The 14,481-nt window shown below is 71.6% G+C and carries 16 protein-coding genes; 8 read left to right on the forward strand and 8 right to left on the reverse strand.

Going from position 1 to position 14,481, the window contains the following annotated elements; genetic code table 11:
- A partial coding sequence (locus ACFVQ0_RS12050; RefSeq protein ID WP_390086999.1) for a hypothetical protein occupies positions 1–566 on the reverse strand: 566 nt, incomplete at its 3' end.
- Positions 567–972: 406 nt separating this feature from the next.
- Between ACFVQ0_RS12050 and ACFVQ0_RS12055 the strand changes: the two genes are divergently transcribed.
- Complete coding sequence (locus tag ACFVQ0_RS12055; protein ID WP_390087001.1) at positions 973–2,991, forward strand: GTP-binding protein; 2,019 nt, start codon at positions 973–975, stop codon at positions 2,989–2,991.
- 39 nt (positions 2,992–3,030) lie between these two features.
- Here ACFVQ0_RS12055 and ACFVQ0_RS12060 read toward each other — a convergent pair whose 3' ends face one another.
- Positions 3,031–3,870 (reverse strand): tetratricopeptide repeat protein, encoded by an 840-nt coding sequence (locus ACFVQ0_RS12060; protein ID WP_390087003.1) that lies wholly within the window; start codon positions 3,868–3,870, stop codon positions 3,031–3,033.
- Between the two features lie 4 nt (positions 3,871–3,874).
- Complete coding sequence (locus ACFVQ0_RS12065) at positions 3,875–4,885, reverse strand: GNAT family N-acetyltransferase (RefSeq protein WP_390087005.1); 1,011 nt, start codon at positions 4,883–4,885, stop codon at positions 3,875–3,877.
- Positions 4,886–5,002: 117 nt separating this feature from the next.
- Here ACFVQ0_RS12065 and fdxA point away from each other — a divergent pair, with 117 nt between their 5' ends.
- Positions 5,003–5,323: a ferredoxin gene (fdxA, locus tag ACFVQ0_RS12070; protein ID WP_018956287.1), complete on the forward strand. Its 321-nt coding sequence runs from the start codon at positions 5,003–5,005 to the stop codon at positions 5,321–5,323.
- A gap of 118 nt (positions 5,324–5,441) precedes the next feature.
- A complete protein-coding gene (gene dapC / locus ACFVQ0_RS12075; RefSeq protein WP_390087007.1) occupies positions 5,442–6,539 on the forward strand; it encodes a succinyldiaminopimelate transaminase in 1,098 nt (365 codons plus the stop codon).
- A gap of 83 nt (positions 6,540–6,622) precedes the next feature.
- Here the strand turns inward: dapC and ACFVQ0_RS12080 are convergent, their stop codons facing one another.
- Together ACFVQ0_RS12080 and ACFVQ0_RS12085 are read right to left on the reverse strand one after the other, a co-directional pair.
- Positions 6,623–7,000 (reverse strand): ATP-binding protein, encoded by a 378-nt coding sequence (locus tag ACFVQ0_RS12080; protein ID WP_390087009.1) that lies wholly within the window; start codon positions 6,998–7,000, stop codon positions 6,623–6,625.
- A 287-nt stretch (positions 7,001–7,287) separates the two neighbouring features.
- On the reverse strand, positions 7,288–8,232 hold the full coding sequence (locus ACFVQ0_RS12085) for a hypothetical protein (protein WP_390087011.1): 945 nt from the start codon (positions 8,230–8,232) through the stop codon (positions 7,288–7,290).
- 35 nt (positions 8,233–8,267) lie between these two features.
- Between ACFVQ0_RS12085 and dapE the strand changes: the two genes are divergently transcribed.
- Both dapE and ACFVQ0_RS12095 read left to right on the forward strand, forming a co-directional pair.
- On the forward strand, positions 8,268–9,347 hold the full coding sequence (gene dapE / locus ACFVQ0_RS12090) for a succinyl-diaminopimelate desuccinylase (RefSeq protein WP_390087013.1): 1,080 nt from the start codon (positions 8,268–8,270) through the stop codon (positions 9,345–9,347).
- Positions 9,348–9,443: 96 nt separating this feature from the next.
- Positions 9,444–10,229 carry a TIGR00730 family Rossman fold protein gene (locus ACFVQ0_RS12095; RefSeq protein WP_390087015.1) on the forward strand — a complete coding sequence of 262 codons (786 nt, stop codon included), beginning with the start codon at positions 9,444–9,446 and terminating at the stop codon, positions 10,227–10,229.
- A 38-nt stretch (positions 10,230–10,267) separates the two neighbouring features.
- Here ACFVQ0_RS12095 and folP read toward each other — a convergent pair whose 3' ends face one another.
- Positions 10,268–11,140 carry a dihydropteroate synthase gene (folP, locus tag ACFVQ0_RS12100; RefSeq protein ID WP_390087017.1) on the reverse strand — a complete coding sequence of 291 codons (873 nt, stop codon included), beginning with the start codon at positions 11,138–11,140 and terminating at the stop codon, positions 10,268–10,270.
- A gap of 122 nt (positions 11,141–11,262) precedes the next feature.
- On the opposite strand from folP, the gene ACFVQ0_RS12105 reads away from it, so the two are divergent.
- Together ACFVQ0_RS12105 and ACFVQ0_RS12110 are read left to right on the forward strand one after the other, a co-directional pair.
- Entirely contained in the window at positions 11,263–11,700 is a 438-nt protein-coding gene (locus tag ACFVQ0_RS12105; RefSeq protein ID WP_390087019.1) for a DivIVA domain-containing protein, read from the forward strand.
- Complete coding sequence (locus ACFVQ0_RS12110) at positions 11,697–12,284, forward strand: DNA-3-methyladenine glycosylase I (protein WP_390087021.1); 588 nt, start codon at positions 11,697–11,699, stop codon at positions 12,282–12,284. The genes ACFVQ0_RS12105 and ACFVQ0_RS12110 overlap by 4 nt, the downstream gene beginning before the upstream one ends.
- Before the next feature lie 45 nt (positions 12,285–12,329).
- On the opposite strand, the gene ACFVQ0_RS12115 is transcribed toward ACFVQ0_RS12110, so the two are convergent.
- Entirely contained in the window at positions 12,330–13,133 is an 804-nt protein-coding gene (locus ACFVQ0_RS12115) for an enoyl-CoA hydratase/isomerase family protein (protein WP_390087023.1), read from the reverse strand.
- Between the two features lie 313 nt (positions 13,134–13,446).
- Between ACFVQ0_RS12115 and ACFVQ0_RS12120 the strand changes: the two genes are divergently transcribed.
- Entirely contained in the window at positions 13,447–13,614 is a 168-nt protein-coding gene (locus tag ACFVQ0_RS12120; protein ID WP_003966491.1) for a DUF3117 domain-containing protein, read from the forward strand.
- A 141-nt stretch (positions 13,615–13,755) separates the two neighbouring features.
- Here the strand turns inward: ACFVQ0_RS12120 and ACFVQ0_RS12125 are convergent, their stop codons facing one another.
- Positions 13,756–14,421 carry an O-methyltransferase gene (locus ACFVQ0_RS12125; RefSeq protein WP_073736600.1) on the reverse strand — a complete coding sequence of 222 codons (666 nt, stop codon included), beginning with the start codon at positions 14,419–14,421 and terminating at the stop codon, positions 13,756–13,758.
- Positions 14,422–14,481: the final 60 nt, after the last annotated feature.

A 14,481-nucleotide genomic window follows, 5' to 3' on the forward strand; every position in this document is an offset into this window, starting at 1 on the left:
CCGCCGCCGGTGTGCATGCCGCCGCGGGGCTTCTCGTTGTCCTCGTCCTTGTACTTGCCGCCCTCGTCGCCGGGCTTCCACTCCTTGGCGACCGTCGACGACAGGGCGCCGCCGCCGGTGTGCATGCCGCCGCGGGGCTTCTCGTTGTCCTCGTCCTTGTACTTGCCGCCCTCGTCGCCGGGCTTCCACTCCTTGGCGACCGTCATCGACAGCGCGCCGCCACCGGTGTGCACGCCACCGTGCGGCTTGTCCTTCTTCCAGTCGTCGTCCGACTTGCCGTGCTCGTCGTCGGACTTGCCGTGCTCGTCGCGGTCGCCGGCGACCGTCATCGAGAGGGCGCCGCCGCCGGTGTGGACGCCACCGTGCGGCTTGTCGTTGTCCTTGTACTTGCCGCCCTCGTCGGACTTGCCGTGCTCGTCGGACTTGCCGTGCTCCTCGCTCCTGGAGGAGGAGCCGCTGTCGTGACCCCCGTCGTTGGAGACGGCGATGGCGTAGGCGGAGGGAGCGGTGACCGAGAGGACCGCCGTGACGGCGGCCGTAGCGAACAGTGTGCGGGCAGAGCGCATCTGAACACATTTCCTTTCGTCGCGACTGCGAAGAGTGACGGAATGTCGACTCGTAGTGGCGCAGTGGCTACGTGATCCACCGTCAGTCGGAACTCCGGGGCGCGCCATCGGAGAGCGCCGCATTGGAGCTACGCCATGGGCTCATCGAGTGGCGGAGCACGGATAATCACCCGTTGGACGGCACGCCGCGCCGGGGCGATGTTTGGACTTTCCCGGACCGGTCGTCCGCTGACAGTTCCTCACCGCACCGGAGCCCGGTTCCGCGGCCCGGTAATTCGGTTGCACCGCCGCCGGCCCAGCTGCTCTACTCACCGCACAAGCCGACAGAGCCAGGAGACTTCCATGCGCCGATCTCACGTGTTCGTTCAGACGGGAATTCACACCGAAACTGAGAACATGGAGTTCTGTGCACACGCTGAATCTTGGCATTCTGGCGCATGTCGACGCCGGTAAGACAAGCCTGACGGAGCGGCTGCTCCACACCGCCGGAATCATCGACGAGCTGGGCCGCGTCGACGACGGGAACACCCGCACCGATTCCCTCGCGCTCGAACGGCGACGCGGCATCACGATCAAGTCCGCGGTCGTCTCGTTCGACCTCGACGACGTCACCGTCAACCTGATCGACACCCCCGGCCACCCGGACTTCATCGCCGAGGTGGAACGGGTACTGAGCGTGCTCGACGGCGCCGTGCTGGTCATCTCCGCCGTGGAGGGCGTCCAGGCGCAGACCCGCGTACTGATGCGGACGCTCCAGCGGCTGCGCATCCCGACACTCGTCTTCGTGAACAAGACCGACCGCGCCGGAGCCCGGTACGGGCGGGTGCTGCGCGGCATCACGGAGAAGCTCACGCCGAACGCCGTCGCGATGGGCCCGGCCGTCACCGGTCTCGGCACCCGCGACGCGCACTCCCCGTCCTACGCTGCCGACGACCCCGGGCTCACCGGCCGGCTGACGGACCTGCTCACCGAGCACGACGACGCCCTGCTGACCGAGTACGTCGAGGGCGGCGGCACGCTCGCGTCCGGCCGGCTCCACGAGGAGCTGGCGGCCCAGACCGGGCGGGCGCTCGTCCACCCCGTGTACTTCGGCTCGGCCGTGACGGGCGCCGGAATCGCCGCGCTGACCAGCGGGATCAAGGAGCTGCTGCCCGGCGCGCGCGGGGATGCCGACGGGCCGGTCTCCGGCACCGTCTTCAAGGTCGAACGCGGCCCGGCGGGCGAGAAGCTCGCGTACGTCCGGATGTTCTCCGGCACCGTACGCACCCGCGACCGGCTGCCGTTCGGGCGCGGGCCGGGCGCGGCCGGTGAGGGCAGGGTGACCGGGATCAACGTCTTCGCGGACGGCTCCGACGGTCCCCGTCCATCGGTCGGACCGGGACGCATCGCGAAGCTCCGCGGACTGGGTGACATCCGGATCGGGGACGCGGTCGGTGTCGCCCCGGAAGGGGCCGGGGAACACCATTTCGCCCCGCCCACCCTGGAATCCGTCGTCGTACCGGAAGCGCCCGCGTCCAGGGGTGAACTGCATTTCGCCCTCGCGCAGCTCGCCGAACAGGATCCGCTGATCGACCTGCGGCAGGACGACATCCGTAAGGAGGTCTCCGTATCGCTCTACGGAGAAGTCCAGAAGGAAGTCATCGAGGCGACGCTCGCGGAGGAATTCGGTATCGACGTGACCTTCCGCGAGACCACGACGATCTGTCTGGAAAGGCCGTCCGGCACCGGTGCCGCATTCGAGATCATCGACAAGGACGACAATCCCTTTCTCGCGACGGTCGGCCTGCGCGTCGATCCCGCCCCGGCCGGCAGCGGGGTGGACTACCGGCTGGAGGTGGAGCTCGGCTCCATGCCGTACTCCCTGATGCGGGCGGTCGAGGAGACCGTGTTCGAAACGCTCGGACAGGGCCTGAACGGATGGCAGGTGACCGACTGCACGGTCACCATGACGCACTCCGGCTACTGGCCCCGCCAGAGCCACGCGCACGGCACGTTCGACAAGTCCATGTCGAGCACCGCCGGGGACTTCCGCAGCCTGACCCCACTGGTCCTGATGACCGCGCTCAGGCGGGCGGGCACCACGGTGTACGAGCCGATGCACCGGTTCAGGCTGGAACTGCCCACGGACGCGCTCGGCCCGCTCCTGCCCGTCCTCGCCCACCTGACGGCCGTCCCCGGCCCTCCGTCCCTGGACGGCGCGAACTGCGTGCTGGAGGGCGAGATCCCGGCGGCCAGGGTGCATGAGCTGCAGCAGCGGCTCCCGTCGCTGACCCGGGGCGAAGGGGTGCTCGAATCCGCGTTCGCCTCGCACCGTGCGGTCATCGGCTCCGTCCCGAGCCGCTCCCGCACCGACCACAACCCGCTCGACCGGAAGGAGTACCTGCTGCACGCGGCGCTGCGGGGACAGGGCCCATCCGGCGGCTGACCGCACACGCGGGGCGCCGCGCGGGCGGCCCGTGCCCGGTCAGTTCAGCCGGGCGCGGACCGCCCGCGCGCTGCGCCGGACCGCCTCCGCGGCCTCCGGCTCGACGTCCGCGACCACGTCCGCGTACTCCTCCAGCTCCGCCGCCCCGCGCAGGAACTCCCCGCTGCGGACCAGCAGCTGGGCCCGCTCGTAGCGCAGCCTGGCCGGGTGCGAGGGCAGCAGGAGGGACAGCTCCACCGCCCACAGCGCCACGTCGGAGCGCTCCGGGCGGGTCGCCGCCCAGGCCCGGATGTTGTTCAGGATCCGCAGCACCGTCTCCAGCGGCCGCGCGGGCACCAGCGCCGACGGGTCGAGCGCCTCCCCGGTGGTGCTCGTCACCAGCAGCTCCGCGTCCTGGCCCGACAGCGGGCGGCCGCCGGCGAACGGATCGGCCAGCACCCGCTCCTCCGGATCGCCGAAACCGACCACGAAATGGCCCGGCAGCGCCAGGCCGTAGACCGGGGCGCCCGCCCGCCTGGCCACCTCGATCCACACCACGGACAGCAGGATCGGCAGCCCGCGCCGGCGCCGCAGCACCTCGTGCAGCAGCGACGACTCAAGCCGCTGGTACTCCGCCGACGAACCCTCGAACCCGTACCGCTCACCGAGCAGTTCAGCGAGCGCGGAGGCCCAGGCCCGGCCGCCGCGCAGCCCGTACGGCAGCAGGCCCGCGAGCCGGTCCAGCTCGATCTGCGCCGCGTCGATGCCGTTCGCGTCCAGCGCGGGGTCCGCCTCTGCCGCCAGCAGCAGGCAGAGCAGCGCCAGGTCCGGCCGCTCGGCCCGCGCCTCCGCAGCGAACCGGCGGCGGAGCTCTTCCCTGTCGTGCCTCCCGGAAGCCATCGCGCTACGCCTGTCCGGAGGGGCGGAAGTGGTGGTACCGGTGATGGGTGGCGAACCCCATCCCGTCGTACAGCGCGCGGGCGCCCTCGTTCTCCGCCTCCACCTGGAGCCACCCGGCCGAGGCGCCCTCGTCCATCGCCTGCCGGGCCAGCGCGGTCATCACCGCGGTGGCGAGCCCCCTGCGCCGGTGCTCGGGAGCGACCTCGACGGCCATGAACCCGGCCCACCGCCCGTCCACCACACAGCGGCCGATCGCGGCGGGCGCGGCGTCACCGTCGTCGCCCGGCACGGTCGCGAACCACACGGAGGGGCCGCTGCCGAGCACCGCCGACACCTCCGGGCGGGGGCTCTCGAAGCGCTGGTAGCGGGAGAGCCACGCCGCGTCCACCGCACGGCTCAGCCGCACCCGCGACACCTCGGCCGGCAGATCACCGATCGGGGCCAGCGCCGCGATCCGTACCTCCGCCGTCACCTCGCGCCGCCACCCGGCGCTCTCCAGCGCCGCGCACAGCTCCTCCTGGGTGCCCTCCGCGCCGGTCGCCGTCTGGATGTACGGCGGCAGCCCCCGGTCCGCGTACCACTGCCGGACCCGCGCGAGCGCGGTGTCGAGCGGAACGCCCGGATCCCCGAGCGGCAGCACGGAGTTGGCGCGCCGGGTGAACCCCGCGGAGGCGCGCAGCCGCCAGTCACCTAGCGGCTCGCTCTCCACCGGCTGCCAGGCGCGGGCGCAGACCCGGGCCAGTTCACCGAAGGAGGCCGCGGGGCCCCGTCGCCGGGCCGGCGCGGCGGGCACGGTCTTGCCGGCCACCAGAGCCGATTCCATGATGCGGACGGATTCACCGCTCTTGGGTGTGACGGACAGCACACCGTCGTTCCACGATGTGAGAACACCGACCGTGTCAGTGAATTTCGGGCCGTTCGGACCGTCTTCCAGCAGGCGCCGGACTGATACCCGTTTGCCCACGTCAGTCGGTGTGATCCGGATCTCCAGCCGTCCGCCGATGGTGAATTCCACAGCTCTGTCCGCCCCTCCTGTTCGGATCGTGCCCGGGAACGGAGATACTAGGTGCGGGCATCGACGACGCCGCGCTCCCGCGCGAGAGCCAACGCCCTACCGAGGAGGAACGACAGCGTGACCTACGTCATCGCGCAGCCTTGTGTCGACGTAAAGGACAAGGCCTGCATCGAAGAGTGCCCCGTCGACTGTATCTATGAGGGCCAGCGGTCCTTGTACATCCACCCGGACGAGTGCGTCGACTGTGGAGCCTGTGAGCCGGTCTGCCCGGTCGAGGCGATCTTCTACGAGGACGACACCCCGGAGGAGTGGAAGGACTACTACAAGGCGAACGTCGAGTTCTTCGACGACCTCGGGTCGCCGGGTGGGGCTTCCAAGCTGGGTCTGATCGAGCGCGACCACGCGTTCATCGCGGCACTGCCGCCGCAGAACCAGTAACAGCGTCCGGCACGTGCGTCACCTCGGTCCCGTACGGCTCGTCACCGTGCGGGACCGAGGCGTTTCCGCGTGCAGCCGGGGCTCCCGCCCGAACCCCCGTACGAGAAAGCAGAGATCCGTGTCCGCAGTAGTCTCCTCCCGCCTCCCCGTCTTTCCCTGGGACAGGCTCGCGCCCTACAAGTCGACGGCCGGGGACCACCCGGACGGCATCGTGGACCTGTCCGTCGGCACCCCCGTCGACCCGGTGCCCGAGCTGATCCAGCGGGCGCTCGTCGCCGCGGCCGACAGCCCCGGCTATCCGACGGTGTGGGGGACCCCCGCGCTGCGCGACGCGCTCACCGGCTGGGTGGAGCGGCGGCTCGGCGCGGTCTCCGTGGCCCACGAGAACGTGCTGCCCGTCGTCGGCTCCAAGGAGCTGGTGGCCTGGCTGCCGACCCAGCTCGGCCTCGGCGCCGGCGACAGGGTCGCCTACCCGCGGCTCGCCTACCCGACCTACGAGGTCGGCGCCCGGCTCTGCGGCGCCGAGCCGGTCGCGTACGACGACCCGACCGAGCTGGACCCGGCCGGGCTCAAGCTGCTCTGGCTCAACTCCCCGTCCAATCCCACCGGAGAGGTGCTGGACAAGGACGAGCTGACCCGGATCGTCGCCTGGGCGCGCGAGCACGACGTGCTGGTCTTCAGCGACGAGTGCTACCTGGAGCTGGGCTGGGAGGCCGAACCGGTCTCCGTGCTCCACCCGGACGTCTGCGGCGGTACGTACGAGGGCGTCGTCGCCGTCCACTCGCTCTCCAAGCGCTCCAACCTCGCCGGTTACCGGGCCGCCTTCATCGCGGGCGACGCGGCCGTCCTGGGTGAGCTGCTGCTGATCCGCAAGCACGGCGGGATGATGACGTCCGCACCGGTCCAGGCCGCCACCGTCGCGGCCCTCGGTGACGACGCGCACGTGACCGAGCAGCGCGCCCGGTACGCCGCCCGCCGCGCCGCCCTGCGGACGGCGCTGGAGGCCCACGGCTTCCGCATCGAGCACAGCGAGGCGAGCCTCTACCTGTGGGCGACCCGCGACGAGCCGTGCTGGGACACCGTGGCCCACCTGGCGGAGCTGGGCATCCTGGTGGCGCCCGGGGACTTCTACGGGCCGGCCGGCGACCGTTTCGTACGCGTGGCGCTCACGGCCACGGACGAGCGGGTGGCGGCCGCGGTCAAGCGGCTGGGCTGAGCACCGGCCGGCCGACACGCGCGAGGGCCTGAGGGGTACGCACCCCTCAGGCCCTCGCGCGTGACCGCACCGGTCGGTGTGGATCAGCCGAGCGGCAGGCCCTGCGTGGGAAGGCCGCCGAGGCTGCCGGTCGCGCCGCCGGTCGCCGCCTTGCCGACGGCGGGGGCGGCCTTGCCGGCCGTCTCGCCGAGGGTCTTGCTCGCCACCGGCAGCGTGGTCCCGACGACCTTGCCACCGGTCTCGGCGCCCTGCTTGGACACGCCGTCGACCGTCTTGCCGAGGCCCGAGCCGTCGACCGTCTTGCCGAGACCGGCGCCGTCGACGGAGGTGAGACCGCCGAGCTCCGGGGCCTGCGGGAGCTCAGCGGCACCGGCGGCGCCGGCCGCACCGACCACGGGGGCCGCACCCGCCGCGATCAGCAGCGCGGTACGGGCGATCCGACGGGTCAGGGGGAGGGACATGATGCTCCTTCGACGGGATGTGGAATCTGTCTGTCCGTGGACCGGACGCCATGACAACCGTCGTGGGGGCGGGGGAGGTTGCGGTGAACCGGCGTAAAGAGTCGGCAATGCGTCAGATAATCCGCAACGGAGGAACCCGGGCAAACAATGCATTCCCCGACCGCATGATGAACCGTCACTGCCCTTTGATCACAAGGGAATTGGGCCATCCGGAAGGCGGCACGCGAACCCGTGTGCGGAGGCCGTTACGAGAATGCCCGGACCCCCCGCAAGAGGGACCCGCCGTACTAATGCACGAAGCGCATACGGACCTCTGTGGTGCCCGTTTTCCTGCTTTCCGTCCGCCAGCCCGATCCGGCTTTCCAGACCTGGCCCGCGTACCCGACCTCGTCGATGCCCAGCACCTCGGACTGCGCCACCGCCCAGTGCGCGAGCTCCCAGCCGTGCTGCGGAACGCCGCCCTCCGTGGCCGCGCCGCCCGACCGCACCGGCACCGAGAGCGAACCCCGAGCCGTCGCGCCCGCCGTCGGGGTCTCGTCCGCAGCGTCCGCGGCCGGCAGCACGCCCTTGCCGAAGGAGCGGGTCAGCGCGGCCCGCACCTTCTTGACATCGCCCGTCCCGGCCGTGGCGCGTGGCGGCGCACAGGTCAGCGCGGCCGGCGTCCGGCCGGTCAGCACGGCCGCCAGCAGCGCGGCGTCCGGCTCGTGCTTCGCGTACGCCTGCGGGAAACCGCTGCGCTGCACGCGCTGCGCGGCCACCGTCAGCGGAAGCCGCGAGTAACCCGGGACCTCGGCCAGGTGCTCGTAGAACTTCCCGGCCGAGTAGACCGGGTCCAGGATCTGCTGCCCGGTGCCCCAGCCCTGTGAGGGACGCTGCTGGAACAGCCCCAGGGAGTCCCGGTCGCCGTGGTCGATATTGCGCAGCCCGGACTCCTGGAGAGCCGTCGCCAGCGCGATCGTCACCGCCCGCTCCGGCATCCCGCGGGTGGTGCCGACAGCCGAGATCGTCGCGGCGTTCGCGGCCTGTTCCGGACTCAGCCGGTACGTACGCCCCTCTCCGGACGAACCGTCCGCGGAGTGCACGGTGCACTGGTCGGAGCTCGTGCCGCCCGACAGGTACGAGACGGTCAGATAGCCGCCCACGGCCACGAGCACGGCGAAGGCGGCCGCGACGCGCAGCCGGCGGCTGCGGCGGCCGGTGTGTCGGCGGGCAGAGGAATCGGTCCGGGGCACGGGGCCACCGTACGCGAGGCACTAGGGTCGTAGCCATGGCCGAAAGCACCCTTGACCTCACATTGGACGGACCCGCGCTCACCGCCCGGCTCGTCGACTTCCCCTCGGTCAGCGGGGAGGAGAAGGACCTCGCCGACGCCATCGAGACGGCGCTGCGGCCGCTCCCGCACCTGACCGTGGAGCGGTACGGCAACAACATCGTCGCCAGGACGAATCTCGGCCGCGCCGAGCGCGTCCTGCTGGCCGGGCACATCGACACCGTGCCGATCGCGGACAACGTCCCCTCCCGGCTCGACGCCGACGGGCTCCTGTGGGGCTGCGGGACCTCCGACATGAAGTCCGGCGTCGCCGTCCAGCTGCGGATCGCCGCGACCGTACCGGAACCCAACCGCGACCTCACCTTCGTCTTCTACGACAACGAAGAGGTCGCCGCACACCTCAACGGCCTCGGACACATCGCGGACGCCCACCCCGACTGGCTGGCGGCCGACTTCGCGGTCCTCCTGGAGGGCTCCAACGGCGAGGTCGAGGGCGGCTGCCAGGGCACCCTGCGCGTCCTCCTCCGTACGGAGGGGGAGCGGGCGCACTCCGCGCGCAGCTGGATGGGGTCCAACGCCATCCACGGCGCCGCCCCGATCCTGGCCAGGCTCGCCGCGTACGAGCCGCGCAAGCCGGTGATCGACGGACTGGAGTTCCACGAGGGGCTCAACGCCGTACGCATCGAGGGCGGCGTGGCCAACAACGTCATCCCCGACGCCTGCACCGTCGTCGTCAACTACCGCTACGCCCCCGACCTGACTGGGGAGGAGGCGCTGGCTCACGTCCACGAGGTCTTCGCCGGCTGCGGCGTCGCCGAGTTCGTCGTCGACGACCACTCGGGTGCGGCGATGCCCGGCCTCTCGCACCCCGCGGCCAAGGCGTTCATGGACGCGGTCGGCGGCACCGCCCGGCCCAAGTTCGGCTGGACGGACGTATCGCGCTTCGGCTCGCTCGGCGTCCCCGCCGTGAACTACGGCCCCGGCGATCCGATCCTCGCCCACAAGCGCGACGAGCACGTCGCGGTCGAGCGGATCACCCACTGCGAGGAGCGGCTCCGCTCCTGGCTCACGACCTGACCTCCGGCATTCCCCTGTCCGTAACCTCCGGCGATCTACGCTGGCGGCAGACGGGGCGTCGCAGGACGCCTCCGATGTCGGCGGAGGGAGCAGGTCATGGGCAACCCCGAGGATGCGCGGATCCCCGAAGGTGCGGAGATCCCCGAGGGCGCGGTCAGGCCGGAGGAACAGCGACTCGGCCCGGTGCTGCGCCGCAGGGACCAGGTACAGCCCGGCACCACCGATCAGCGGCTGCTGGACTCCGAGGGTGACTCCGAGTGGGTGCACACCGACCCCTGGCGGGTCATGCGCATCCAGTCGGAGTTCGTCGAGGGGTTCGGCGCGCTGGCCGAACTGCCGAGCGCCATCAGCGTCTTCGGCTCGGCCCGGACCCCGGCCGGCTCACCGGAGTACGAGGCGGGCGTACGGATCGGCAGGGCGCTGGTCGAGGCGGGCTTCGCGGTGATCACCGGGGGCGGGCCCGGAGCGATGGAGGCGGCGAACAAGGGAGCGCGGGAGGCGAAGGGGGTCTCGGTCGGCCTGGGCATCGAGCTGCCCTTCGAGTCCGGCCTCAACCCGCACGTCGACATCGGCGTCAACTTCCGCTACTTCTTCGTCCGCAAGACGATGTTCGTGAAGTACGCCCAGGGCTTCGTCGTCCTGCCCGGCGGACTCGGCACCCTGGACGAGCTCTTCGAGGCGCTCACGCTGGTCCAGACGGGCAAGGTCACCCGCTTCCCGATCGTGCTGTTCGGCACGGCGTACTGGGGCGGCCTGGTCGACTGGCTGCGGGACACGGTGATCGCCCAGGGCAAGGCGTCCGCGAAGGACCTGCTCCTGTTCCACGTCACGGACGACGTGGACGAGGCGGTGAACCTGGTCACGAAGGAGGTCGGCCGGTAACGCCGCAGGCGGCACCCGCCCGCACCGGCCCGGCCCGGCTACGCCAGCCCGCGCCGCGCCACGGCCGGTGCCCGGTGCCCGGCGATGGTCGCCACCATGTCCAGGACGTCCCGGGTCTCCGCCACCTCGTGCACCCGGTACACCCGCGCCCCCAGCCACGCCGACACCGCGGTCGTCGCCAGGGTGCCGGTCAGGCGCTCCTTCACCGGGCGGTCGAGCGTCTCGCCCACGAAGTCCTTGTTGGACAGCGAGACCAGCACCGGCCAGCCCGTCTCCGCCATCTCGCCGAGACGGCGCGTCGCCTCCAGGGAGTGGCGGGTGTTCTTCCCGAAGTCGTGACCCGGGTCGATCATGACGCCGTCCGGCCGGACCCCCAGCCCGACGGCCCGCTCGGCCAGCCCCACGGTCACCCGGAGGATGTCGGCCATCACGTCCTCGTACCCGATCCGGTGCGGCCGGGTCCGCGGCTCGGCGCCGCCCGCGTGCGTGCACACCAGACCCGCCCCGTACCGGGCGGCGACCTCCGCGAGCTTCGGATCGACGCCGCCCCACGCGTCGTTCAGCAGGTCGGCGCCGGCCTCGCAGACCGCCTCACCGACGTCGTGGCGCCAGGTGTCGACACTGATGACCACGTCCGGGTGACGCCGGCGCACCTCGGCGACGAACCCGACGGTCCGGCGGGCCTCCTCCTGCGCGGTCACCTCTTCGCCGGGCCCCGCCTTCACCCCGCCGATGTCGATGATCGCGGCACCGTCGGCCACCGCCTGCTCGACGCGGGAGAGCGCCGGCTCGTCACGGAAGGTCGCGCCCTGGTCGTAGAAGGAGTCCGGGGTGCGGTTCACGATCGCCATGATCACCGGCTCGTGCGCACCGAACTCGCGCCGCCCCAGCCTGAGCGCACCGCTTCGCATCCCGTGTCTTCTCCCTGTGAATCCCCCGGCAGAACGCCCGCCGGGACTGACTGCGACCCTAACTGTCAGTGCCGCATGGCACGATCGGACCCGGACGAAATTCCGCTCCCGGGGAGATGCGCGTGTTCTGGTTCTTGCTGCTCGCGATGGTGGTTGTGGTCGCCGCGGTCACCCTCGCGGTGATCGGCGGAGGGAGGAGCGCCATCCTTCAGGACGTGGCGCCCGAGCAGCTGACGGATCCGCTGCCCGCGACGCGCCCGGTCGGCCGCGCGGATGTCGAGGCGCTCAGACTGCCGGTCGCCGTCCGCGGCTACCGGATGACGGATGTCGACGAGGCGCTGGGCCGGCTCGGCGCCGAGCTCGCCGAGCGGGACGCGCGGATCGCGGAGCTGGAGTCGACGCTCGCCGGGGCGCAGGCCACCAGGGCGGGCGGCCCGGATCTCCTCAAGGGGCCCCAGGAGTCGTCTCAGACACCCTGGCAGCCCCAGCGGGAGGAGCAGCCGGGGAGTCAGGGGACCGGCGGCGCCGCGCCGCGACCGGACGAGGAGGGCGGGCGATGAGCAGCGGAGCCGAAGCCGCGGCGGACGGCCGTCTGCGCTGCCCGTGGGGCCTGTCCACCGAGGACTACCTCACCTATCACGACACGGAATGGGGCCGCCCGGTCCACGGCGACGACGCGCTCTTCGAGCGGCTCTGCCTGGAGGCGTTCCAGTCCGGGCTGTCCTGGCTGACGATCCTGCGCCGCCGGGAAGGCTTCCGCACCGCGTTCGCCGGGTTCAGCATCCCCGCCGTGGCACTGTTCACCGACGCCGACCGGGAACGGCTGCTGGCCGACGTGGGAATCATCCGCAACCGCGCGAAGATCGACGCCACCATGGCCAACGCCAAGGTGCTGGCCGACTGGCAGGGCGGTGAGCTCGACGAGCTGATCTGGTCGTACGCCCCGGACCCGGCCACCCGGCCCGCCCCGCGCACGCTCGGGGACGTCCCGGCGGTCACGGCGGAGTCCACGGCGCTGTCCAAGGACCTCAAGAAGCGTGGGCTCCGCTTCATCGGGCCCACTACCGCCTACGCCCTGATGCAGGCGTGCGGGCTGGTCGACGACCATCTCGTCGACTGCGTGGCACGCGGCACCGAGGCGTAGGGGCGTACCCGGTCGGGGGACGGCCGGGAGGCGGTCCCGGGGTGACTACTGCCCCAGGTACTTGGGCCGCTCCTTGTCGAGGAAGGCCCGGACCGCGATCGCGTGGTCCTGCGACGCGCCCGCCCGTGTCTGGAGTTCGTCCTCCTTCTCCAGCGCCTCTGCCAGGGTGTGACCCGCCCCGTACGCGAGGGACTCCTTGAGCGCCGCGTAGGCCACGGTCGGGCCGTCCGCCAGCGCGCGGGCCACCGCGGCGGCCTCGGCGGCGAGCTCGGCGCCGGGTACGAGCTTGTTCACGATGCCCAGGTCGTGGGCGTCCTTCGCGGAGATCGAGCGCGGGAACAGCAGCAGGTCGGCGGCGCGGCTCGGGCCGATCAGCCGGGGCAGCGTCCAGGAGACGCCCGAGTCCGCGGTGAGCGCGACACCGGCGAACGAGGTGTTGAACGACGCGTTGTCCGCGACCACCCGGTAGTCGCAGGCGAGCGCGAAACCGAAACCGGCACCGGCCGCGACCCCGTTGACCCCGGCGACGACGGGCTTCGGCATCTCGGTGATGGCCCGCACGATGGGGTTGTAATGCTCCCGCACGGTGCTCAGAGCGTTGCCGCCGGCCGACTCGCGGGCCTCCGCCAGCTTGGCGACGTGCTCCTTGAGGTCCTGGCCGACGCAGAAGGCACGCTCGCCCGCGGCGGTGAGCAGGACCGCCCGCACGGCGGGATCGGTGGCGACGGACGTCAGCGCGTCACGCAGCGCCACCTTGGTCGCGGTGTTCATCGCGTTCATCGCGTCGGGACGGTTGATCGTGATCGTCGCGAGCCCGTCGCTCACGTCGCAGAGCACGGCGTCGGCCATGTGGGATCCCCTTTTGCGCCTCGTCCAAAGTCTGTCGAGGCAAGCATGGCCGACTTCGACGGAGGCGAACATGTGACCTGCGTCTAACAATTCCGCCCCGATGGAGGGCTGAGGGGGACGGAGTATCGCAGTCCCTTCGCCGAATTGGGTGGTTTTGAGCGAGCGCGTTGCGCAAGCGATGCAGAGCGATGTTGGTCATCGGGGTCTGTGATGCGGGATAATGGCCTGGAAGCAATGTGTTCGATGCCGGTGAGGCAGCGCCTGTCATGGGGCCGCCGGTTGCGATGAGCTGGTTTCAGGAAGGGGAACGAGCATGGCGGCCATGAAGCCGCGGACGGGCGACGGCCCGCTCGAGGTGACAAAGGAGGGGCGGGGCATCGTCATGCGCGTTCCGCTCGAAGGCGGCGGTCGGCTTGTCGTGGAGCTGACTCCGGACGAGGCCGATGCGCTGGGCGATGCCCTCAAGAAGGTCGTCGGCTGACGCAGAGGAGCCCACACTTCACTACTGCCCCGGCACGGAATCCGCGCCGGGGCAGTAGTGCGTTCGGTGCCGGGTGATCCGGATGTGATCCGCGTGACATGTGAGGGAGCGCCAACGGGGGACCGGGACTGCGGGACGGCCTCAGCCGCGTCGTACCGCGCAGAGCAGACCGTCGCCCACCGGCAGCAGCGTCGCCATCAGCTCCTGGCTCTCGCGGACCGCGCGCAGCAGCTCGCGCAGGCGCAGCACCTCCGGGGGCTGCGGCGCGGAGTCGACCGTACGGCCGTCCGCGAAGACGCCCTCGAAGCACACCAGGCCACCAGGTCGCAGCAGGCGCAACGATTCAGCGAGGCAGTCGAGGCTCTCCATCCGGTCGCCGTCGCAGAAGACGAGGTCGTATCCGCCGTCCGCCAGCCGGGGGAGTACGTCCAGGGCGCGGCCGGGGATGAACCGGGCCCGGTTGGCGGCGAAGCCCGCCGCCCGGAAGGCCTCACGGGCGAACTGCTGGCGCTCGGGTTCCGGGTCGACCGTGGTCAGCACCCCGTCCGGCCGCATGCCGTGCAGCAGATAGATGCCGGACACGCCCGTGCCGGTGCCGATTTCGGCGACCGCCTTGGCGTCCGTCGTGGCAGCGAGCAGGCGCAGCGCTGCGCCGGTGCCCGGTGACACCGAGCGGAGCCCCGCGTCCCGGGCCCGGTCCCGGGCCCAGCGCAGTGCTTCGTCCTCGGCGACAAAGGCGTCGGCGAACGCCCAGCTCGTCTGCCGGTTGGCTGTGATGGCCCTCTCCTGTCCCCGTAGTTGACGCAACGGTGACTGTATCCGCTGCACCCGGGAACCCGCAGATGGGACCGGGCGTTATGAAAGGAC

This window comes from Streptomyces sp. NPDC057900 (assembly GCF_042887885.1).
GTDB lineage: Bacteria > Actinomycetota > Actinomycetes > Streptomycetales > Streptomycetaceae > Streptomyces.

Bases quoted from the DNA above. Each gene is read 5' to 3' on its own strand.
- ACFVQ0_RS12060 (WP_390087003.1), bottom strand. From the start codon at position 3,870: ATGGCTTCCGGGAGGCACGACAGGGAAGAGCTCCGCCGCCGGTTCGCT.
- ACFVQ0_RS12080 (WP_390087009.1), bottom strand. From the start codon at position 7,000: ATGTCCCTCCCCCTGACCCGTCGGATCGCCCGTACCGCGCTGCTGATC.
- dapE (WP_390087013.1), top strand. From the start codon at position 8,268: ATGGCCGAAAGCACCCTTGACCTCACATTGGACGGACCCGCGCTCACC.
- ACFVQ0_RS12095 (WP_390087015.1), top strand. From the start codon at position 9,444: ATGGGCAACCCCGAGGATGCGCGGATCCCCGAAGGTGCGGAGATCCCC.
- folP (WP_390087017.1), bottom strand. From the start codon at position 11,140: ATGCGAAGCGGTGCGCTCAGGCTGGGGCGGCGCGAGTTCGGTGCGCAC.
- ACFVQ0_RS12110 (WP_390087021.1), top strand. From the start codon at position 11,697: ATGAGCAGCGGAGCCGAAGCCGCGGCGGACGGCCGTCTGCGCTGCCCG.
- ACFVQ0_RS12115 (WP_390087023.1), bottom strand. From the start codon at position 13,133: ATGGCCGACGCCGTGCTCTGCGACGTGAGCGACGGGCTCGCGACGATC.
- ACFVQ0_RS12120 (WP_003966491.1), top strand. From the start codon at position 13,447: ATGGCGGCCATGAAGCCGCGGACGGGCGACGGCCCGCTCGAGGTGACA.